The organism is Vibrio sp. HS-50-1 (assembly GCF_024747315.1).
Taxonomy (GTDB): domain Bacteria; phylum Pseudomonadota; class Gammaproteobacteria; order Enterobacterales; family Vibrionaceae; genus Vibrio; species Vibrio diabolicus.
Map to the genome: position 1 here is coordinate 633,155 of NZ_JAMPZF010000048.1, position 20,157 is coordinate 653,311.

General features: G+C 44.3%; 15 protein-coding genes. 6 read left to right on the plus strand and 9 right to left on the minus strand.

Annotated elements, in window-relative coordinates; all coding sequences use genetic code 11:
* Positions 1-81 precede the first annotated feature (81 nt).
* From NDJ01_RS22015 to yccS, 3 genes are all read right to left on the minus strand, one after another.
* Positions 82-384 (minus strand): hypothetical protein, encoded by a 303-nt coding sequence (locus tag NDJ01_RS22015; RefSeq protein WP_104972471.1) that lies wholly within the window; start codon positions 382-384, stop codon positions 82-84.
* Between the two features lie 80 nt (positions 385-464).
* On the minus strand, positions 465-695 hold the full coding sequence (locus tag NDJ01_RS22020) for a hypothetical protein (protein ID WP_041853076.1): 231 nt from the start codon (positions 693-695) through the stop codon (positions 465-467).
* A 184-nt stretch (positions 696-879) separates the two neighbouring features.
* Positions 880-3,033, minus strand: coding sequence for a YccS family putative transporter (gene yccS / locus NDJ01_RS22025; protein WP_005396670.1), 2,154 nt, complete (start codon positions 3,031-3,033; stop codon positions 880-882).
* Between the two features lie 323 nt (positions 3,034-3,356).
* Between yccS and helD the strand changes: the two genes are divergently transcribed.
* Entirely contained in the window at positions 3,357-5,426 is a 2,070-nt protein-coding gene (helD, locus tag NDJ01_RS22030; protein WP_006742784.1) for a DNA helicase IV, read from the plus strand.
* A 77-nt stretch (positions 5,427-5,503) separates the two neighbouring features.
* Here the strand turns inward: helD and NDJ01_RS22035 are convergent, their stop codons facing one another.
* The gene (locus tag NDJ01_RS22035) at positions 5,504-5,959 is read right to left on the minus strand and encodes a methylglyoxal synthase (protein ID WP_005376571.1); all 456 of its coding nucleotides are present in this window, start codon (positions 5,957-5,959) and stop codon (positions 5,504-5,506) included.
* 64 nt (positions 5,960-6,023) lie between these two features.
* Complete coding sequence (gene torT / locus NDJ01_RS22040; protein WP_082244885.1) at positions 6,024-7,073, minus strand: TMAO reductase system periplasmic protein TorT; 1,050 nt, start codon at positions 7,071-7,073, stop codon at positions 6,024-6,026.
* Between the two features lie 43 nt (positions 7,074-7,116).
* Between torT and torS the strand changes: the two genes are divergently transcribed.
* The gene (gene torS / locus NDJ01_RS22045; protein WP_258587351.1) at positions 7,117-10,080 is read left to right on the plus strand and encodes a TMAO reductase system sensor histidine kinase/response regulator TorS; all 2,964 of its coding nucleotides are present in this window, start codon (positions 7,117-7,119) and stop codon (positions 10,078-10,080) included.
* 49 nt (positions 10,081-10,129) lie between these two features.
* Here torS and NDJ01_RS22050 read toward each other — a convergent pair whose 3' ends face one another.
* The 3 genes from NDJ01_RS22050 to NDJ01_RS22060 form a co-directional block, all read right to left on the minus strand.
* Positions 10,130-10,321: a hypothetical protein gene (locus NDJ01_RS22050; protein ID WP_005376565.1), complete on the minus strand. Its 192-nt coding sequence runs from the start codon at positions 10,319-10,321 to the stop codon at positions 10,130-10,132.
* An 18-nt stretch (positions 10,322-10,339) separates the two neighbouring features.
* Positions 10,340-12,694, minus strand: coding sequence for a fatty acid cis/trans isomerase (locus NDJ01_RS22055; RefSeq protein WP_258587352.1), 2,355 nt, complete (start codon positions 12,692-12,694; stop codon positions 10,340-10,342).
* Positions 12,695-12,774: 80 nt separating this feature from the next.
* Positions 12,775-13,161 carry a winged helix-turn-helix domain-containing protein gene (locus NDJ01_RS22060; protein ID WP_005376561.1) on the minus strand — a complete coding sequence of 129 codons (387 nt, stop codon included), beginning with the start codon at positions 13,159-13,161 and terminating at the stop codon, positions 12,775-12,777.
* Between the two features lie 306 nt (positions 13,162-13,467).
* Between NDJ01_RS22060 and NDJ01_RS22065 the strand changes: the two genes are divergently transcribed.
* A complete protein-coding gene (locus NDJ01_RS22065) occupies positions 13,468-15,015 on the plus strand; it encodes an arylsulfatase (RefSeq protein ID WP_005376560.1) in 1,548 nt (515 codons plus the stop codon).
* Between the two features lie 135 nt (positions 15,016-15,150).
* On the opposite strand, the gene NDJ01_RS22070 is transcribed toward NDJ01_RS22065, so the two are convergent.
* Complete coding sequence (locus NDJ01_RS22070; protein WP_005376559.1) at positions 15,151-16,008, minus strand: LysR family transcriptional regulator; 858 nt, start codon at positions 16,006-16,008, stop codon at positions 15,151-15,153.
* A gap of 141 nt (positions 16,009-16,149) precedes the next feature.
* Here NDJ01_RS22070 and NDJ01_RS22075 point away from each other — a divergent pair, with 141 nt between their 5' ends.
* The 3 genes from NDJ01_RS22075 to NDJ01_RS22085 all read left to right on the plus strand — a co-directional run bounded on the left by NDJ01_RS22075 (position 16,150) and on the right by NDJ01_RS22085 (position 20,153).
* Entirely contained in the window at positions 16,150-17,676 is a 1,527-nt protein-coding gene (locus NDJ01_RS22075; protein WP_171342900.1) for an arylsulfatase, read from the plus strand.
* Between the two features lie 106 nt (positions 17,677-17,782).
* Positions 17,783-19,084 carry an anaerobic sulfatase maturase gene (locus tag NDJ01_RS22080; RefSeq protein WP_033906479.1) on the plus strand — a complete coding sequence of 434 codons (1,302 nt, stop codon included), beginning with the start codon at positions 17,783-17,785 and terminating at the stop codon, positions 19,082-19,084.
* An 85-nt stretch (positions 19,085-19,169) separates the two neighbouring features.
* Entirely contained in the window at positions 19,170-20,153 is a 984-nt protein-coding gene (locus NDJ01_RS22085) for a MoxR family ATPase (protein ID WP_005376549.1), read from the plus strand.
* The last annotated feature ends 4 nt before the right edge of the window (positions 20,154-20,157 follow it).

A 20,157-nucleotide genomic window follows, 5' to 3' on the forward strand; every position in this document is an offset into this window, starting at 1 on the left:
ATTGAATCGAAATAGCACAACATTAGGTAGCAAAAGAGGGCTTGTTACGGATTTGTAGTGACAGGTCGGAACTAAGAAGTTTTAGACGTGAATATCGAGTAAGCTGCCAATGACTTCATTGTTTTTCTCAATGACGGACGCACCCACTCGGTTGTAACCTGCAGCTTGCGTAAGGTTGATGAGTGATTCAACTTTTTGAGAAGGGAGGCTAGGAGTTGAAGCGGTTATTGCGACATCTGCCACTTTAGCCAAATCGATGTTGTGAGAAGCGATCTCTTCTTTCACTTTACCTAAATTATCATTAATACCATGCGCGGCTTTTTCAGCCATCTGCTGTGACATCTGAAGAATTTGGTGCCCAGATTGAATTCCTGATACAGGCATATCACCACTCCCAATACTATGCTAATGAGAGCATAGGTGGAGTTTATAAAACGTTCAAGTGTTTTATATCAATGATTTGATTAAGCAAACAGTTTAGAAAGCATTTCTCTTTCTTCAACAGAAAGTACTGGGTTTTGTGTTTTGTTTAACTTTACGCTTATCTCACCCTGTAATGATTTCAACTGACTCGCCGTTAAATCACTGAGCTTTTGTTTAAGTTCATTAAATTGTTGTGCGTTCATCTCAATACCCTCGTTGTAATTCGGTTTATCCTTCATTTCCCGAAATTCTTCGTCCTTTGGATACAACATATTTATTCAATCTAGATAGATTAGAATTTGATCGATTGCTTTTTGTCCGAACATTGTCAAGGTGTGTTAAGTGATACGTCAGATTTTTCCTATGAAGGTACATAATTACCCACTTTGGGGTGGATAGAAAAGTAGAAAGAAAAAAGGAAGCGACAATTCGCTTCCCTTTTATATGCGTGTGTTACTAGTTCACCCTCACTGCAAACTTACTGGCAAGTGAATGTAGCTCTGGGAGCATGCGATAGATAAGGTGAAGTTGCTGCAGTACCATGCGAGCGGAACTATCATCTTCATCTCGCCACTCATTCAAGCGTTGCTCAAGTCCTGCGTCGTCAATATTAGATAAATCGCACTCTTCGCAATGCTGGTGAAGCTGTTTATGGAGGACGTCTAAATGCTGATGAATACAGCGGTGTGCATCTAAAACGAGCTTATGAATTGACTCATCTTCAATGCGAGTTCGGTGCGCACCAAGAGCAGAAATATAGTTCAGCATTGCGTGATTTAACGTTAAGAAGCGGAAGCTCTCATCAACGGCAGCACGATATTTACCAGGTTCCGCAAGCATTGTACTGATGGCAGAAGAAAGTGAGGCATCACTGTTATGGGCTTGACGACGAGCAATGCGATAGCTCAAGTTGTCCTTTTTACCAATTCGATACTGACCAATGATCTGATCGAGGTACTGTTTGTTAGCATCTATCGCATCCGACATGACTTTGTGCAGCCTTCTTGATTGCCAATCTGGCAAAATAACCAGCACGGCTCCTACAGCAAGCACACACCCGATGAGGGTATCAGCTAGTCGAGGAAGCACAACCGCGTAACCTTCACCTAACTGGTTGAATAAGAAGAGGACCAGTAGTGTGATAAAACCGGTTGCGTATCCGTAATTGTTCATCCGAAAGGCGAAAAACATCACGCCAGAAATAACGATGAATACTAACTGGCTTTCTTGAGAAGGGAAGAAAGTCAGTAATGGTACGCCAATTAACAAACCAGCTAATGTGCCTATGACTCGCGCTGTCAGTTTTTGACGTGTTGCGCTGTAGTTCGGCTGACACACGAAGAGAGTGGTTAAGAGTATCCAGTAACCTCGGTCGATGTTGAATACTTGAATGATTCCATAACCAATCGTCAAGGCAATCGACATACGCAATGCGTGTCGAAACAGCATCGAATCTTTGTGTAAATTCGCGGATATACGTTGCCACATGGCTTTTAATGTGTGCGGGTTAGTATCGGCGAGCGTATCTTCCTCTAGGCCCTCAACATCTGGGTTGTTAATGTTATTCAGTTGCTTTTCTACCGTCGCTAAGTTATTGAATAAATATGTTAACTGCATTAGCAGACGTTTCCAGTGTCCTTGCTTTTGTTCTTCTAAGTAAGCAAGTGAATTTTGCACTTCAGCTAAGGCCAAGATGGACTGATCGGTATGTGAGTATTCATTCCCTAGCTGAATCGCTAATGCAATATCGCGACACGCTTGGGCTTGAGATTCCAAAAGATATTTAAAGCGAAACAGCACATCAGAACGTTCAAATTCAGTTGCTAAATCTTGATAGCGGTAATGGCTAGAGCTGACTCGTTCGTGGATGTCTTGAGCGATGAAGTAGATATTTAAGAATCGGTCACTAGGGCCATCAATGTGGCCGCGTTTCGAGCGGTTTAGTAATGTGGCTTTGCAAGCGTTTAGCGCCATCACCGTCGCTGCGTTGCACTTGGCAGCTTCAATCCGAAGTGGCTGTGGCGTTAGGTTGGTGACAGGGTGAAAAAGCTTGGCTTTCGCATCGAGATAATTTGCCATTTGGAAGAACACATTGGCTAAGCTTTGTTGTACAGGCTGAAGAGGCCAAAATATCTGCCAAATCATCGACATGAAGTAATACCAAGCAGCACCAGTTAAAAGCAGCAGTGGCTGAAACCAAATGTTAGTACTTTCATGTGCGCCAAGCATGGTGTAAATGGCGATCAGCAAAGAGCCAAAAGCAATGCTCGCATATTTAGGACCTATCGCTCCAAGAATGATAAAACCAAAGGTTGAGATAAATAACCCTAATGCAAATGCCCAAGGGGTGTCGAATAAGATTTCAATTGAGAAAGCGGCGAGCGCAAAACAGAGAAAGGTCAGAATCAGCGCCTTGATTCGCCCTGTGAAACTATCATCACTCTCTGCCAAAGCAGCAGCAATAACGCCCAATATTAGCGGCGTGATCAGCGTGTTTTGCTCGAAGTACCAAGTCGGGATAACCACACCCAGTAAGGTGATTAGGATAAGAACGCTGTAATTTATGGTCTTGTTTGCCCAATAGAGCCGAAATTTAGAAGTTGCTTGCACAATGCGCCTTATGTTTCCGATGAAGAACGGGGGAATACTACCAAACCCACTATAGCGCGTTTATGATTTACTTTAAGAAAAATTCGTTGTTGCTGATAAAATCAACAGGGATGTCATTGACTTATACTAAAGCAGCCACGCAATGTGTCTATAATTGTAAAGTCAGCTTCAAATAGAATGAGCTTTAGGTTACTAAATCGACAGTAATGTGAATTTTATTAAAGAATAAAAGAAGATGCTTACTTAGGTGCTCGCCATTGCTACAATTTGGCACCTTAAAATGATATAAATCGACAACTTCTAAATTAAAAGGCGCACGTTTCATGCAGCTCACTGCCACTAGCAAAGCACAGTTTTTTATTCAAAATGAGTACCATCACGTCGAAATAAAAGAGAACAGTGTTTTATTAAGCTCAATAGGCAGTGAAGAACATATTCCTTTTACGATCTGGAATGGCAAAGTTAGCGTAAAGCGTGGGTTGTTATGGAGCTCTTTGCAGTTTTTTGCTCACGAGCACGAAGGCAAACAACAAAGCTGGCTAGTACAAGGGCTACCGTGGCCACAATGCCGTAAGTTTGCTCTTGAAGCTGTTCGTCAGTATCAAGAATGGCACAATACTCAGTGCCGAAAACTGGCTGAGTATCTACCTAAGTGGGAAGAAGAGCTCTACAAACTTAAGCATCTTCCTGCCTATCTATCGCACTCTCAAGTGGTCTCCTGGGTGGAAAGTCTTAACCAAGAGTTAAGCGAAATGAAAACCACTCTAGAAGAAGCCAAAATGCGGATGCCGAATCGCATGGCGGAAATCGAACCTTGGCTTATTGATACGTCTGCGACGCTTGGTGAGCGTAATCGTGATTGGCTTGAGGAAGAACGTCCGAATTGGGAAGTGCTGTTTAATCGCATAGAATCTTCGCCTTTAAACTTATCCCAGCAATATGCGGTGTTGCTTAACGATGATCACAACTTAGTCCTTGCTGGCGCTGGCTCTGGCAAAACCAGTGTTTTAACGGCTCGAGTTGCATACTTGTTGCAAAGCCACCAGGCTCAAGCAGAAGAGTTGCTTATGCTGGCTTTCGGTCGTGATGCCGCGACTGAAATGAAAGAGCGTTTAGTGGATAAAGTAGGCATGGCCGCAGACGGTGTGCGTGTGAATACGTTCCATCAACTAGGCTTATATATACTTAATCAAGTTGAGCAACAGCCTGTTGAGATCAGTCCGTTGGCGTTAGATGACAACCAGCGAACGGCATGGTGTGTAGATTGGCTGAAAAAGCATTGGATGACGCCTACTAACTTTAAACGTTGGCAAAAACATTTAGACAAATGGCCGATTGCCTATTTAAAAGGGGACGATGAGTTAGGAAGTCACTCAGAAAACCCAAAACTGATCGCGTGGCTAGACTCTCAGTTGTCTCACTTAGCTGCGGTAGGGCTAACCAAAAAGCAAGTGCAAGAAAAGTTGGTAAATCACCAAGACTATACTCGTTTAAACAGCGAACTCGCCTTGTGTTGGCCATGTTTTACGGCGTGGCAGAAAATGCTTAAAGAAAGCAATCAAGTGGATTTCCCTACCATGATCAGTCGTGCGACAGATTATGTAAATAAAGGGAAATTTGTCTCTCCATGGCGCTTCATTATGGTCGATGAGTACCAAGATATCTCTCCAGACCGTTTAGCGCTGATTGAAGCACTGTGTGAATCCACTCAGAAACAAGCGGGTGCGACGTTGTTTGCGGTTGGTGATGACTGGCAGGCCATCTATCAGTTTGCTGGTGCGGACGTCGATCTTATCACTGGGTTTAAAGAGCGCTTTGCTCACTCTACCGTTCATCATCTAGATACGACTTATCGTTTCAACAATCAGATTGGCGATGTGGCAAACACTTTTGTGCAGCAAAACCCATCGCAATTGCCGAAAACACTAAATAGCCACAAGCAACGTAAGCAGAAGAGTGTGCATACCGCACCGAGTAACCAAGTTGAAAAGATCTTGGATCAATTGAATCAACAAGCCAAGCAAACCAAGTCAGTCTTATTGTTAGGACGTAATCATTATCATAAGCCCGACTTGTATGACGATTGGTTGCGACGTTTTCCTAATCTCGATATTCGTTTTATGACTTGCCATGCGAGTAAAGGGCGAGAGGCTGATTTTGTCATTATTCTTTCTGTGGATGAGGGGCAGTTCCCTGCGAAGAAGAAGCAAATTCACATTGATGGCGCATTGACCGAGTCCAAAGACAAATTCCCTCACGCAGAAGAGCGCAGGCTGTTTTACGTGGCGATTACGCGTGCGAAAGAGAAAGTTTGGATTACGCACACTGGCGCTGGGTCCGCATTTGTTCAAGAGCTCGTCAATGGTGATTATCCGATCATCACTTCGCGTTGAAGGCAGAGTTCTGAATTTTAGAAACAATAAAGGCGATACTCAGTATCGCCTTTACGTTATTCGGTTGGAATCAAAGCTTACATGCGTTCAGCAAGATACGCTTCGTAATCCGGTACTTCAATATCTACTTCTTGCTCAAGAAGAGGGGAGTTAAACAGGAACTTAGCGGTGGCTCGGTTCGTTGCCACAGGAATATTCCAAACGCTAGCAATACGAAGAAGCGCTTTAACGTCTGGGTCGTGAGGTACGGCGTTTAGCGGATCCCAGAAGAAAACGAGAACGTCGATCTTACCTTCTGAAATGAGCGCGCCAAGTTGTTGGTCACCGCCCATTGGGCCACTGATCATGCTCTTAATCGCCAGTCCAGTTTCTTTGCTCAACATGTGCCCGGTTGTGCCTGTTGCGTAAAGAAAGTGACTCTGCAGTTTTTCTTTGTTTTCTTTTACCCAGCGAAGTAGCTCAGGTTTGCAGTTGTCATGGGCAACCAAAGCCACATGTTTGTGGGTTGGCATGGTACGAATGGTTTTTTGCATCAAGATGTTTCCGTTTGTATGATTTTAAAATTGTTGTTATTCAATAGAACACGTTTTTTGTCTTTCAATCAACAGCCTTAACACGGAATGTCGGCCTATATTCTGACGGAGATAACGATTCTTCGATCGTATCGTCATGAAGTGTCTTCGGAGTCAGTGGTTTGATCGTTGGTGAGGCATGTTTGTCATACTCTTTTCCCCTTAAGTAATGCGCTGCTTGCATGACGGAAAGCCTGCCTTGCTGCACCATTTTATCTGTTGGCGCGAAGAGTACTTTGTTACGCAATAGGCCTCGGTAAACACCGTGACTTAAGTACACAGAAACCAAGCCGATCTCCTCAGCTTTGCCTGCGCTACGCAGTTCACTGATAGCGGCTTCAATCGCAACCGCGCTGCCAACGATATAATCTATATTTCCCATATCAATCACACGTTGAACCAGGTTACGCTGTAACTCTTTGTCGTTGTCTGCCCAAAACGAGTCAACGATGTTGATATCACTTCCTTGGATCGCTTCATAAAATCCGGCAGTCACGGGCTTCGTGCCTCCACGAGTACGCGGCCCCAAAAGTAAGGCAATGTTTGTTTTTCCTGATCCCTTTGGATGGCGAGCAGCCAGATATTTTCCTGCTTCGTATCCCATCCAGTGCCAGTCAACACCGACCGTACCTTTTAACAGCTCACTTTGCTCTTCATCCAGATCGAGTTGGTTCACAGTAGCAAAGACAGGAATGTTTCCGACCCAATTCTTAAGCGAATGTTCATAGGCTTGTGGGTCCACGGTCCCAAGGACAATCGCATCTGCTCCCCATTGGCTGCACAGTGCGAGTTGTTGCTCTTGACGCGTTTTGTTTGGGTAGCCACCCGCTTCAAGGACTCTCAGCTCGACGCCTTCTTTTTTCGCTTCGGACACCATTCCATAGTTTACTGATAACCAGTATGAATCCTTTAGGTGAGGGTAAATGGCACATACTTTTTCTGCTGCAACCACTGGTAAAGAAGCGACGAGGGCTAATGTGACTGCAGAATGTTTGAAAATTGTGCGAAATGCGTGTTGATTTTTAACCATGAAATGAAGTTCGTTGGCATAGATTAAGTAAACACTGCAAAATATAACGTAATATGTCGCTGAACACGAACATTAAGGTCATGAAAATATGTTGCTAGCAACCGCAAGCATCGGTCGTAAACTCTTGTTGTCTTTCATTGCGATGGCAATGCTGGTTATGTTATCGGCACTTATTGGTGTGTCTGGATTTTCTTTAGTTGCCAAGACGGAAAGAAATGTCGTGGATTCTGCAATTCCCGCCATGATTGAAGCGAGGCAAGTCTCTGAGTTGAGTACTCGCATCATTTCGTCTGTACAACTGTTATCAAACGCAAGAAACGAGCAGGAAAGAAAAGAGTCTGGGCGTGTGCTTTTCGAACAGCTCGAATCATTGCTTACTCATATCAAAGAGCTGGGGAGTGAGTCGTTTGATTCTCAATTGCTAGAAGATCTCGAGAGTAACGTCCAGAACGTTATCGACAACTTGGCAGAACTTGGTGTTTCGGTTGAAAGAAAGCTGTGGCTGGCAAAAGAGATTGATACTCGTGTCGAAGAGATGCGCTTACTGAGTGAAGAGTTGGAACAGCTAACTCGCACGCAAGTTCAGAACACGAGCACCATTGCCGTTGCTAACGTCACACACATCTATGACTTATTAGAATCGAATAAAAAATCGCAAGTTTATCAGGCACTAGATGCGCTGGTGGAAGTGGATCTAGATCTGACGGAGCGATTGCATGAGCTGCACTTATTGGCTTTTAAAATGCTGAATCAAATTGAAGAAGCTCGCACATTAACCAATATTGAGCGCATCCAGCAGGTGCAAAGTGATTTTGAAAGTAATCTCAAAATCATGAAGCGCCGTGTGCTTGCCGTGGAAGATCCCACTCGCTCTAAACAAATGAGCCAACTACTAACAGAGCTCGGTAAGCGTCAGGTCGTGTTCACTATTTTGATGCAGCAGTATGAGAATAACGAACAATCTCAACAACTGATGCAAAAGACACTGGAATTGTTTTCGGAGCTGAATGGTACCGTAAACAAATTGGTTGATGATTCAAACAAAACGACAACCGTCGCTGTGGATGAATTGACGAGCACGCTGAAATTCGCTCAGTGGTCTCTAACGGTGATTTCAATTGTTGGTTTGATTGTGTTGGTGCTGATTTTATGGCGTGTTGTATACCTTTCTGTGGTTAAGCGATTGGCAGAGTACTCTGCTGCGTTGCTTTCTGTGGCGCAGGGTAACTTAGCCGTCGAGCTGGAGGTAAAAGGCAAAGATGAGCTAGCGCATATGGGGCAAGCTATCATCACGGCTCGAAATACAGCGCAAGCGCTAAAAGTGGTCGCAGAGGGAGAAGCTCAAGCCAAGCGAGAGCTCGAAGAGCACAAAGAGCATTTGGAAGAGCTCGTTGAGCAACGCACTTCGCAGTTAAAACAAGCGAACCGCCGTTTGAATGAAGAGGTTTTGAATCACGCGAAAGCTCGTAAGCAAGCAGAGCAAGCGAGTCGAGCTAAATCAGCATTCTTGGCGACCATGAGCCATGAGATCAGAACGCCGATGAATGGGGTGCTCGGAACGGCACGTCTGTTGATTGACTCCGGCCTTAATCCTATTCAAAAGCGTTATGCGGAAATCATCAACCGCAGTGGTAAAACGTTGCTCGCGATTCTGAATGATGTGCTGGACTACTCCAAGATTGAAGCTGGGCATTTAGAGATTCGCCACATGGGCTTCGATTTACACCAAATGGTTGAAGACACTTTCCAGTTAATGAACAGCCGAGCTCAAGAGAAGAAGCTGTTGTTTTCCTATCATATTGAAAGTGATGTAAGTCGCTATTGGAAAGGGGATGTCACCAGAATCAGTCAAGTGCTGAACAACCTTGTCGGAAACGCGATTAAATTTACTGACGAAGGTGAAATTGATATCTACGTTAGCCTCAACCCAGAGGATGAGTCGCAAGTCCTACTCGAAGTATCAGATACCGGGATAGGTATTGCCAAAAAAGATCAGAGAACGTTGTTTGATGCCTTCACGCAAGCCGAAGGTGGGATGAGTCAAACTGGAGGAACGGGGCTTGGCCTTGCCATCAGTAAACGAATCATTGAAGCGATGGGCGGTATTTTAGAAGTCGATTCTGAAGAAGGACATGGCAGTCGATTCTGGTTCTCCATTCTATTAGAGGAAAGTGAACCTGTTGAAACCGGTGCAGTGGCAACCGCGCGCTGCAAAGTGAAAGCGAAAGTCTTGTTGGTAGAAGACAATGAAGTAAACCGAGTGGTTGCGGAAGGCTTTTTAGAAAGCATGGGCCACCAGGTCGTGATGGCAGAAAACGGCTCACAAGCAGAGCAACTGATCAGCACGCAGGATTTTGATATCGCTTTAGTCGACATCAACTTGCCAGACTGTGATGGAACCGAGTTAATCCAACGTTTGAAACAAATTGAATGTAACAAACCAGCCAATAAAGCCCTTGCTGCTACGCCTATGATCGCAGTGTCTGCACACGTTTTTGCCGAAGAAGTTGAGCGCTATTTAGCTGCAGGTTTTGACGGGTATTTACCTAAACCATTGGCAAAAGAAGCCCTAGCGGCATTGATTCAGGATGCGCTGGATGGAAAACCGTTGTTGTTGCCACAAAATGCCGACTGTACCCCGTTTGATCAAACTTCGTCTCAAGAACAAGCGATACAATCAAAGGTTGTTCAAGTCCCTAAAACAGAGGAATCAGATGTGGTCATCATTAACCCGAGCGTGATTGAGTCCGATATGAAAATCTTGGGCAGAGAGAAGATGTTGCACATCATTAATCTGTTTAGAACGACCAGTGCCGATGTACTAAGCAAGCTGCAAGCGTCTGCTGGTGGTAATGACAGTGAAGAAGTGAAGAACCTTGCTCACAAACTAAAAGGTAGCGCGGGGAGTTTAGGGCTTACGGCATTAATGAACTCTTGCCAAGCAATTGAAGCAGCGCCTCAACCTTTAGAAACCTACATGGCGAGTAAAGATCAATTGGCGTCTCAAGTGTCTGAATCAATTCAAGCTCTTGATGAGTTGATGGCGAAGTAAATCAATTGCATCCCAAAAACAAAAACCTCCGGCAAGCCGGAGGTTTTTTCTATTCGGTCATGTCATCTTCCCACTCGAATCGAGTGTCTAGGGCATAAGGGTCGTCATCAAAAGGATGCTCCACTTTGCCACGCAAGTATTCGAGTTGATGCTCAAGCATGTTGACCGTTTCGTAGTCTCCCTCAGAACAAGCAACGTAAATCTGTTGTTCAAGAGCGGCAATGTTATCTCGGATACCCATGAGAACCCCCTTAAATCATCATCGATTCTCAAAACGATTATAGTCAAGTAATCCAAATTCGATCGGTTGTTTTGTACGGTACCAATTGTGCAGACGATCGCTAAACGGCCAGAATTTTTCTGAGCTTCTGCGAATCGCAAAATTATCCAACAACTTAACGTAATCGGATTCATTTTGGATGGCACTAAATTGATCGACAAATTCTTTTACTTGATTTTCGTTGATCGAGAAAAATGCCGCTGGGTAGCTTCCCACAACGCCACGTACGATGGTCATATCATCGTTAGCAAAGTCGCGGTTGCTTTCTTCATCAAACAAGCTAGAAATATTCGTGTGTGCATTATTGTGAAGTAGGGTGAATAACTCATCTTTTCCAGATTGGCTTCTCACCATAAGCATGGTGATTTGCGGAACGGTTTTCAGGCCTTCTCCACGAACTTGGCCAATACGTTGGAGCTGTTTTTCACTTTGAGCAGAAAGCTCAGTATCTTTAATCTCGTAGCGCGGAAGAAGAACATCTGAGACTCGTTCTCTAAGCAACTCGACTAACTCTGTTTTTGGATCGTTAGTTTTGTACTCGACGCTGGTTGGTTGGTTAAATGGGTTCACGTTGCGTTGTAAAAAGTCACTTAACTGTGGACTTTGATCTTTATACCAGCTTGATTGCAGTTCATGACGCATGTCGGTTGGCAGCAACGAGATAAAGTTACTTTCGCCTTCCAGACGCAAGAAGTCCATGAACATTCGTGTCATGAGTTGGTGGCCGAAGTTGCCGTACACATCAAACCCAGCAACGAGCAAATAGTGGATGCGTTCTAGTAACGCGTAGTCAAGAATCCATACCGTTTTCGGTTGCTCGCCAACTAACCCTTGTACGACTGACGCGCTGTCAAAGTGGCGGAAAATCGTTAATGCCGCATTGTGGTTGGTGCCATTACCGTCCCAAATTACGTCGGTGGATAGGTTTTCGCCTTCCTTAAACCAGTTATTGGTAAATTCAGACTTGGCTTCTAGGTAGCGAGCTTGCTGACGCGCGTATTTAACCCAGTTGGTAACAGGCAGCGTGTTGCTTTCCTGCTCTGCTGGCAGTCTTAGGTTATCAGCCTGAGATCGGTAAAACTCATTTACTTCAGGGATATCTGCTTTATCTGGATCTAGAAAGAATATCCAAAAGCGATCATTGATAACATTCAATGCAAGTTGGCCACGACAAACTGGCCCTTTAATGTAAGCCATGATCGTGTTTTGCGCATTGTCCAACATAAACTTGAAGCGTGATTTAACCGGAAGATCGATAAATGATGTCATCGGGTTTGCAGCAACTTCAGGTTCATAACTCGGTAGTTGATTAACCGTGTAATCAGCATCGATAAACCATGTGTTCCAGTTTTCAATACGTTGCTTGTTTAATGCAAACGGCATGTGTGTTTTATCTACAATCGTCCCTTGTTCTGGAATAATTCGATAAAACACGCGCTCAACCCCGGGATCATCGTACGGGCGACGTGTTGAAATACGTTTTACTGGTTGCCCCGGTGGAGTAGAAGAACGAACTAACGTAAAGAATCGAGGATCTTCAGTGAGTTCTGAAAAGTAGAGGTGAGACAAAAACAAATGCTCGTAAATATAGCGAGCCATCAGTTGATTTTTTAGATCAGTGCGATTGAGCAAAGTTTCATACTTGTCAATTTGAGCTTGCTCTTGTTCACTAATTGGTTGGTGAACGTTCATTATCGCGCCGTTTTCCAGCCAAGTCATCAGTGTGTGGTATTCACTGTTTGATAGGTTTGGCATACCAAAAGGCATTCCCCAGGTTGGGTTATCTTTTTCGTACTGTTCGTACTCTTCAATTGTTGGACAGGTTTGTTCTCGGTCTATCGAAAAATCAAAACCTTCTAACTGGACTTGATCAGGCAGCGGGTGGCGTTCTTTTTGTTGTAGCAAACGTGCAATGAGGCCTGCATCAATGTTAGCCGCCATGCTCTGATCACGTTCGTTAAGTACCGGATGAAAACCCGCATCGCGCCACTCTTGGGTTGTTTCGGCATCTTCGAATAAGCGTGTTGGTGCTGCTGCTGTGAGTCTTGTTCCTTCATATACCAGTGCTTTACTCGCACCGCGGTCAATGCCTTCAACGGAAGAGAGCTTAAGTTGACATGGTGCATCGTAGCACGCGTGGCAGACGACACAGCGGTTATCCATAATGGGTTTAACTTCGCTTTGGAAGAAGTTTGCTTGAGGGGTTTCCACGTCAACTGTGCGTTCACGCACGAGCTGTGGACCAAACAGTTGATCATAGTTAAGACCAGCATAAGTTGCACAGCCGGCAAACAAAGTAGCGATGCAAAGTGTAAAAATTAAGCGCAAATTCATTGAGTTATTTTACGTGGTTAGAATTTGCATTAATTAAAGCAAAATAAGCGTTCAATTACCAAAAGTTGGGTCAATTAGCGTTAATTTTTCTGTTGATTGTCTGAGCGCTTGAAAATGTAACCCTGGCGGTGGACTGTCTGAATTCTGTCTGTTGGAACGCCTTCGTGAACTAGACGCTTTCTCATTCTGCTCATGTGCATATCGAGTGCTCGATCATGTTCAGTAAATTCACGTTTTAGTACTGTTTCGTAAAGAAAATGCTTACTAAGCACTTGATCTTGATGGTGAGTGAGAGTTTGCAGCAGCTTAAATTGAATGCTTGTTAACTGAACAGATTTCTTGTTTGGCAAGTAATTGAGTACCACAGAGTGAGTGCGCTTATCTAGTAATAGCTCCTCATCATTATGGTGAACGCCGTTGTGTTGGCATTGGGAAGTTTTTCCATTTGAAACCTTGGAGTCAAGCACACGGGTACCTTAATTATTAATAGTAGTAAAACGTATTATCATTAATATTTATATAAAAGCAATCAGGTACTTTATGAGCACTGTGATATGCGTAGACAATCTTAATACTTGAGATTACCAGTAGTGATGAATGATGCGATGGCGCTCTGAACTAAAGTGCTATTGGAGTGCGTATTAGCTACAAATAACGGTGTAATGTTAGGCAAAGATAGAAAGAATTCTCATTTAGTAAATTCGCTTATCCGCCATTTGTGAACTATACATTCTGTTGCAGGAAGCACTTTTCTAATACACACAGAGGTTTATATGACAGCGAAATATGGCGTTAAACGCCGATTAGCGATTCTTGCCGCCGCTTTAATCGGTGCGACAAGTAGCAGTATCGCAGCAGAGAAACCAAATATTCTCGTCATTTGGGGTGATGATATTGGCCAGTCCAATCTCAGTGCTTACACGTTTGGCTTGATGGGGTACAAAACACCAAATATAGACAGTATCGCCAAAGAAGGCATGATGTTCACTGACTATTACGGTGAGCAATCTTGTACAGCGGGCCGTTCTACTTTCATTACGGGCCAAACCGTTCTTAGAACAGGTTTGAGTAAAGTGGGGCTTCCAGGTGCTGATCTTGGCTTGAAGGAAGAGGACGCAACCATTGCCGAAATGCTGAAGCCGATGGGCTATATGACAGGGCAATTTGGTAAAAACCACTTAGGTGATAAAGATGAGCACCTTCCTACTAATCACGGCTTCGATGAATTTTTTGGCAACCTTTATCACTTGAACGCCGAGGAGGAGCCAGAAAACGTCGATTATCCTAAAGATCCTGAGTTTCGTAAAAAGTTCGGTCCGCGCGGCGTTATCCGTTCGTACGCTGATGGCAAAATTGAGGATACAGGACCTCTAACTCGCAAGCGCATGGAAACCGTGGATGAAGAGACGTTAGATGCGGCACTCGACTTTATGGATCGTGCAGTCAAGGCTGAAAAACCTTTCTTTGTCTGGTGGAACGCAACTCGTATGCACTTCCGTACTCATGTGAAAGAAGAGAACTCTGGAAAAACAGGCATCAGCGAGTATGCAGATGGTATGGTCGAGCATGATAATCATGTAGGTCAGCTGCTGAAAAAAGTGGATGATTTGGGTATTAAAGACAACACAATCGTCTTTTACTCCACCGATAATGGCCCACACATGAACTCGTGGCCAGATGCAGGCACAACGCCATTCCGTGGAGAGAAAAATACCAACTGGGAAGGTGCGTACCGAGTTCCTGCGATGGTACGTTGGCCGGGTAAAATTAAAGCTGGCTCTGTTTCGAATGATATCATGCATCACATGGACTGGATGCCAACGTTCGTTGCTGCCGCGGGTGATGACAATATCAAAGAGAAATTGCTCAAAGGTTATAGTGCGAATGGTAAGAAATTCAAAGTTCACCTAGACGGCTATAACTTCCTACCATATTTGACTGGTAAAGAGGATAAGGCCCCACGTGAAGAAATTTTTTACTTCTCAGATGATGGAGACTTAACTGCACTTCGTTATAACAAATGGAAGCTGGTCTTTATGGAGCAACGAGCAAAAGGTACGTTGCGTATTTGGGCTGAACCATTCACCACACTTCGTGTTCCTAAGATCTTCAACTTGCGTATGGATCCTTACGAAGTGGCTGATATCACTTCTAACACTTACTACGATTGGATGCTAGACCGTGCTTACATGCTTGTTCCTGCGCAAGCTTACGTAGGCAGATTCCTTGAAACGTTTAAAGAGTTCCCACCAAGGCAAAAAGCAGCAAGCTTCTCGCTCGATCAAGTGATGGAGAAACTAAAAGAGAACCCAAATAAGTAAGAAAAGCTAAGTGAAGTTCCACATCTAGAAAGAGGCTCATTAAAGTGAGCCTCTTTTTTTATCTGTAAAATTCTATCTATTAAGGTTTGTAGAAAGCTTGATGACGAAAACGCCTAACGCTTCAATTGACAAGATTTATAAACAAATTGGTTCGTAGTGGGCTGCCGTTAAGTTGGCTTTGATTTTTTCACGTAGAGCGATGTGGGCTGGGTTGTTTACCTCTCGCTTATGGTAGACGAACTTGTAAGGGATAGAGCGTATCGAAATGGGGCAGGGCAAAATTTGAAGTTTGAGCGCTTTGCTCCACTTGTTTGCAAAAGATTGAGACACGATCCCTAAACTGTCTCTTTGGGCGACATACAGCGCCATGCCCGCTAGCGAAGATGTGATCAAGTCGACTTTTCTTTCTTGAATTGTTTCCTTTGCTAGTTGCTCGAACCCCGACATGTTGTTCCATTTTCCTGAAAATAAACAGTGAGTTTCCTCATAAAATTGCTCTTTTGTGAGCGTGCCGTGTACACGGGGATGGTTCTCACGACAGATAACCACGGCTTCTTCCTCATAGGCATCTTCAATAATAAACGCTGCATCTTTCGTGATCACCGTATCGATTACTAGATCGACTTTTTGTTGTCTTAACAGCTCAAATAATAGGAATTTTTCGGGTGGTGATTCATAAAAAATAGTGTTCTTTATCGGGTCCATAATGTGCAACAAAATTTCCGAACAACACACTTCAAAATGATTTCTATCAGATATCGCATTGTCAATAATACTAACCGCTTGCTGGAATTGCGGCAGTAATTGATAAGCGGTGGAGGTTAGTGCGATACCTCGTCCTTTTTTAACGAATAATTGCTTATCTACGACTTGCTCTAAACGCTTTATTGCAGCGCTCACAGCAGGTTGTGTAAGCCCTAATTGTTCCGCGGCTTTTGTATAAGATTGAAACTCCGCAACAACAAGAAAAGTTTGGATCAAATTCAAGTCCATAACGTCACTCATAAATTTAATTTATAGGTTAACTAATTTTGACTGCATTTATCGCCTGAAATTAGTGCTTTATCTTATATCAACAATGGTATTGAAAAGCGAATACCGTTTTTTACGCACTAGCGAACTCTTGGAGATAATATGAAAAATGCGACCAAAACGAGCAGTAAAAAACTCGTACTTAACGCATGTACGTTAGCATTAGGCGCTGCATCTGCAGTTGCACATGCAGCGGACAAACCCAACATTCTTGTCATCTTTGGTGATGATGTTGGTTACTGGAACCTTAGTACCTATAACCAAGGCATGATGGCGTACAACACGCCAAACATCGATAGCATTGCTAAAGAAGGTGCGAAGTTCACTAACTTCTACGCACAGCAAAGCTCGACAGCAGGCCGTTCTTCATTCATCACTGGTCAAATGCCAAAACGTACAGGTCTATCAAAAGTGGGCTTACCAGGCGCTCCGGAAGGTATCTCGGAAAAAGATCCGACGATTGCAACCGTGCTTAAACAAATGGGTTACGCAACTGGACAATTTGGTAAGAACCATTTAGGTGACCGAGACGAGCATCTTCCTACCAACCACGGTTTTGATGAATTCTTCGGCAACCTATACCATTTGAACGCAGAAGAAGAGCCAGAGAACGTGGATTACCCTAAAGAGCCGGAGTTCAAGAAGAAATTTGGCCCTCGTGGCGTTATCCATTCTTACGCTGACGGCAAAATCGAAGATACCGGTCCACTAACGCGTAAGCGTATGGAAAATGTTGATGGTGAGTTTCTTGATGCCGCAGAGAGCTTCATAGAAAAGCAAGTAAAAGCGGACAAGCCGTTCTTTACTTGGTTTAACACCACTCGCATGCACAACTTCACACATGTTCCTGAAGAATACCAAGGCAAAACAGGCGCTGGTTTCTACGCGGATGGTGTTAAGCAGCACGATGACCAAATCGGTCAGCTACTTAACAAGATCAAAGAGTTAGGTGTGGATGACAATACAATCATTGTTTACACCACTGACAACGGCCCTATGGTTGATTTGTGGCCGGATGCTGGGATGACACCGTTCCGCTCAGAGAAAAACACTGGCTGGGAAGGGAGTTTCCGTGTGCCAATGTTGATTAAATGGCCTGGAAAAATTGAGGCAGGTAAAACATTCAACGGCATGATGTCATTAGAGGACTTTTTCCCGACACTAGTTGCTGCGGCAGGTGATACCAAAGTTAAAGACGAATTACTAAAAGGCAAAAAAGTTGGCGATATGGACTACAAAGTTCACCTAGACGGTTACAACCAACTGCCATATTTAACGGGTAAGTCAGACAAATCCGCACGAAATGAGTTCGTTTACTGGAGCGACGACGGCGATCTTGTGGCATTGCGCCAAGGAAAGTACAAGTTCCACTTTATGATTCAAGAGAATGAAACGGGTATGGATGTATGGCGTAAGCCGTTCACTAAACTTCGTGTGCCACTGATCTTTGACTTGAGCATTGATCCATTTGAACGAGGCGATCAAGGCATGGGTTATTCTCGTTGGATGTACGAGCGTTCATTCTTAATGATGCCAGCAATGGATACAGTGAAAGAGGTGATGGGTACATTCAAAGAATTCCCGCCTCGTATGGAAGCAGGTTCGTTCGTACCTAAGTCTTCTAAGTAAATTAAGATTATATAGCGCTTTTTGGAGCGCTATATACCCAAATAGCTTCACTTTTGCTGTACAGCGCTCACGAGGTTATTTGGGTATATGTAATAGTGAGAAACGTATGAGTAAGATTTCCCCTCGCCATTCTACTACTATGCCTATTGTTCCTCTTAAAACGGCGTCTAAAGCGCCTGTTCTGGGCGCGTATGACCGTCGATTCCATGTGATGGCAAAGCCAGGTGGAGCAAAGTGCAACATCGATTGTCAGTACTGCTTTTATCTGCATAAAGAAAATCTACTGCACCAAGAAAAGCAGCCAAAAATGGACGACGCAACACTGGAAGCGTTCGTGAAAAGCTATATCGAAAGTCAGGATGGCGAAGAAATTGTATTCTCATGGCAGGGCGGGGAGCCGACGCTGCTTGGGTTGGACTATTTCCGCAATGTCGTAGCTTTGCAAAAGAAATATCAGCCGAAAGGCGTTCGCATTGAAAACGACCTTCAGACCAACGGCATTTTGCTAAACGATGAGTGGTGTGCGTTTTTAAAAGAGCACAACTTCCTAGTTGGCTTGTCGATTGATGGACCACGAGAGCTGCACGACAAATATCGCAAAACCCGCAGCGGTAAGCCAACGTTTGATCTCGTGATGAAAGCGGTAGATAAGCTCAAAGCGCATGGCGTGAAATTCAACGCGTTGGTCACGGTGAATCGTCACAATGCGAAATACCCGCTCGAAGTATATCGATTTTTAACCCAAGAATTGGGTGTGACTTATATTCAGTTTGCGCCGGTGGTAGAAGCCAACAACTTCCAAACAACCGCGCCGCAGTTTTGGAACGAACAGATGATCCCAACCAAAGGCAGTGATCTGGCTAAACCGGGGCATCCAATGTCGATTGTAACGGATTGGTCAGTCGATCCTGAAGACTGGGGACGCTTTTTAATGGCGACCTTTGAAGAGTGGGTGAATAACGATCTTGGCCGTGTGCTGGTTAATCTGTTTGAAACCGCGGTGGCGCAAGTAATGGGGAAACCGTCTCAGCTTTGCGTGACGGCGGAGTTTTGTGGCAAAGGGTTGGCGATTGAGCACAATGGCGACGTGTTCAGTTGCGACCACTATGTGTATCCAGAATACAAACTCGCCAACATTCATGAACACTCACTGAATGAAATGGCCTTCTCTACAAGACAATATACTTTTGGCATGGCAAAACGCGATTCATTGCCGACGTATTGTAAGCAATGCCCTTACTTGCCTTATTGTTGGGGTGAGTGCCCAAAAAACCGTTTGATCAAAACGCCGAATGGTGAGAGTGGTCTAAACTATTTGTGTTCGGGAATCAAAATGTTCTTTGATTATGCGTTACCGATGTTGGTTGGTCTTGCACAACTTCTCCAATCTCAAGAACCGCAAAGATAACATAGTGAATATAACCTTAAGTTATTTCATTTGTTCTTATACTTAAATATCGAAAAGACGGCTTAAACCATTGAAAAGGTATCCTATGAACCACGCACAACAAGCGATAAAAGAACTCATCGAACAAACAGAAAAAAGCGTCATTGGACAAAGCCACGTGGTTCGAGCTTTAGTCATCGGGTTATTAACAAATGGGCATATTCTGCTAGAAGGTTTACCGGGAACGGCAAAAACACGTTCCGTAAAATCTTTGGCGAACTTGTTAAACACCAGTTTTGGTCGAATCCAGTTTACGCCGGATCTTTTACCATCTGACGTGACGGGTACTGAGGTTTATCAAGAGCTGGATGGTAAGCCGCAACTCCACTTTCAACCTGGGCCCATTTTTAACAGCATTGTACTTGCTGATGAGGTCAACCGTGCACCTGCCAAAGTACAAGCGGCACTGCTTGAAGCCATGGCCGAAGGCACAATCACGGTAGGCGATAAAACTCACGTATTGCCGGACTTATTTATGGTGCTTGCAACGCAAAACCCAGTAGAGCAAGAGGGCACGTACCCACTGCCAGAAGCGCAAATGGACCGCTTTATCATGAAGGTTACCGTCGATTATCCAGAAGATGACGCCGAACGTGACATCATTCGTTTGGTGCGCAGTGAAGAATTGGGTGCGGAAACCAGCAGCGAAATTATTACGCCAAAACACATTGAGCCAGACGTGGTGCTAGAAGCGCGCCGTCAGTTACCAAACATCGTGGTATCGGACCTAGTGGAAAACTACATCGTTGCGTTAGTGATGGCGACTCGTAAGCCAGAGCGTTATGCCGATTCAAACTTAGCAAAATGGATTGAGATTGGCTCTAGTCCTCGTGCTTCCATCGCACTCGACAAATGCGCTCGTGCGTATGCGTGGATGCAAGGACGTGACCATGTGACTCCTGACGATGTGCGTGCCATGGTTCCGTCTGTATTGGGCCACCGTTTTTCTTTGACCTACGACGCACTAGCAGACGGAGTCGATCACCAACGAGTCGTACAAGAGCTGCTAGATTGTGTAGAAATTGGGTAAGTGG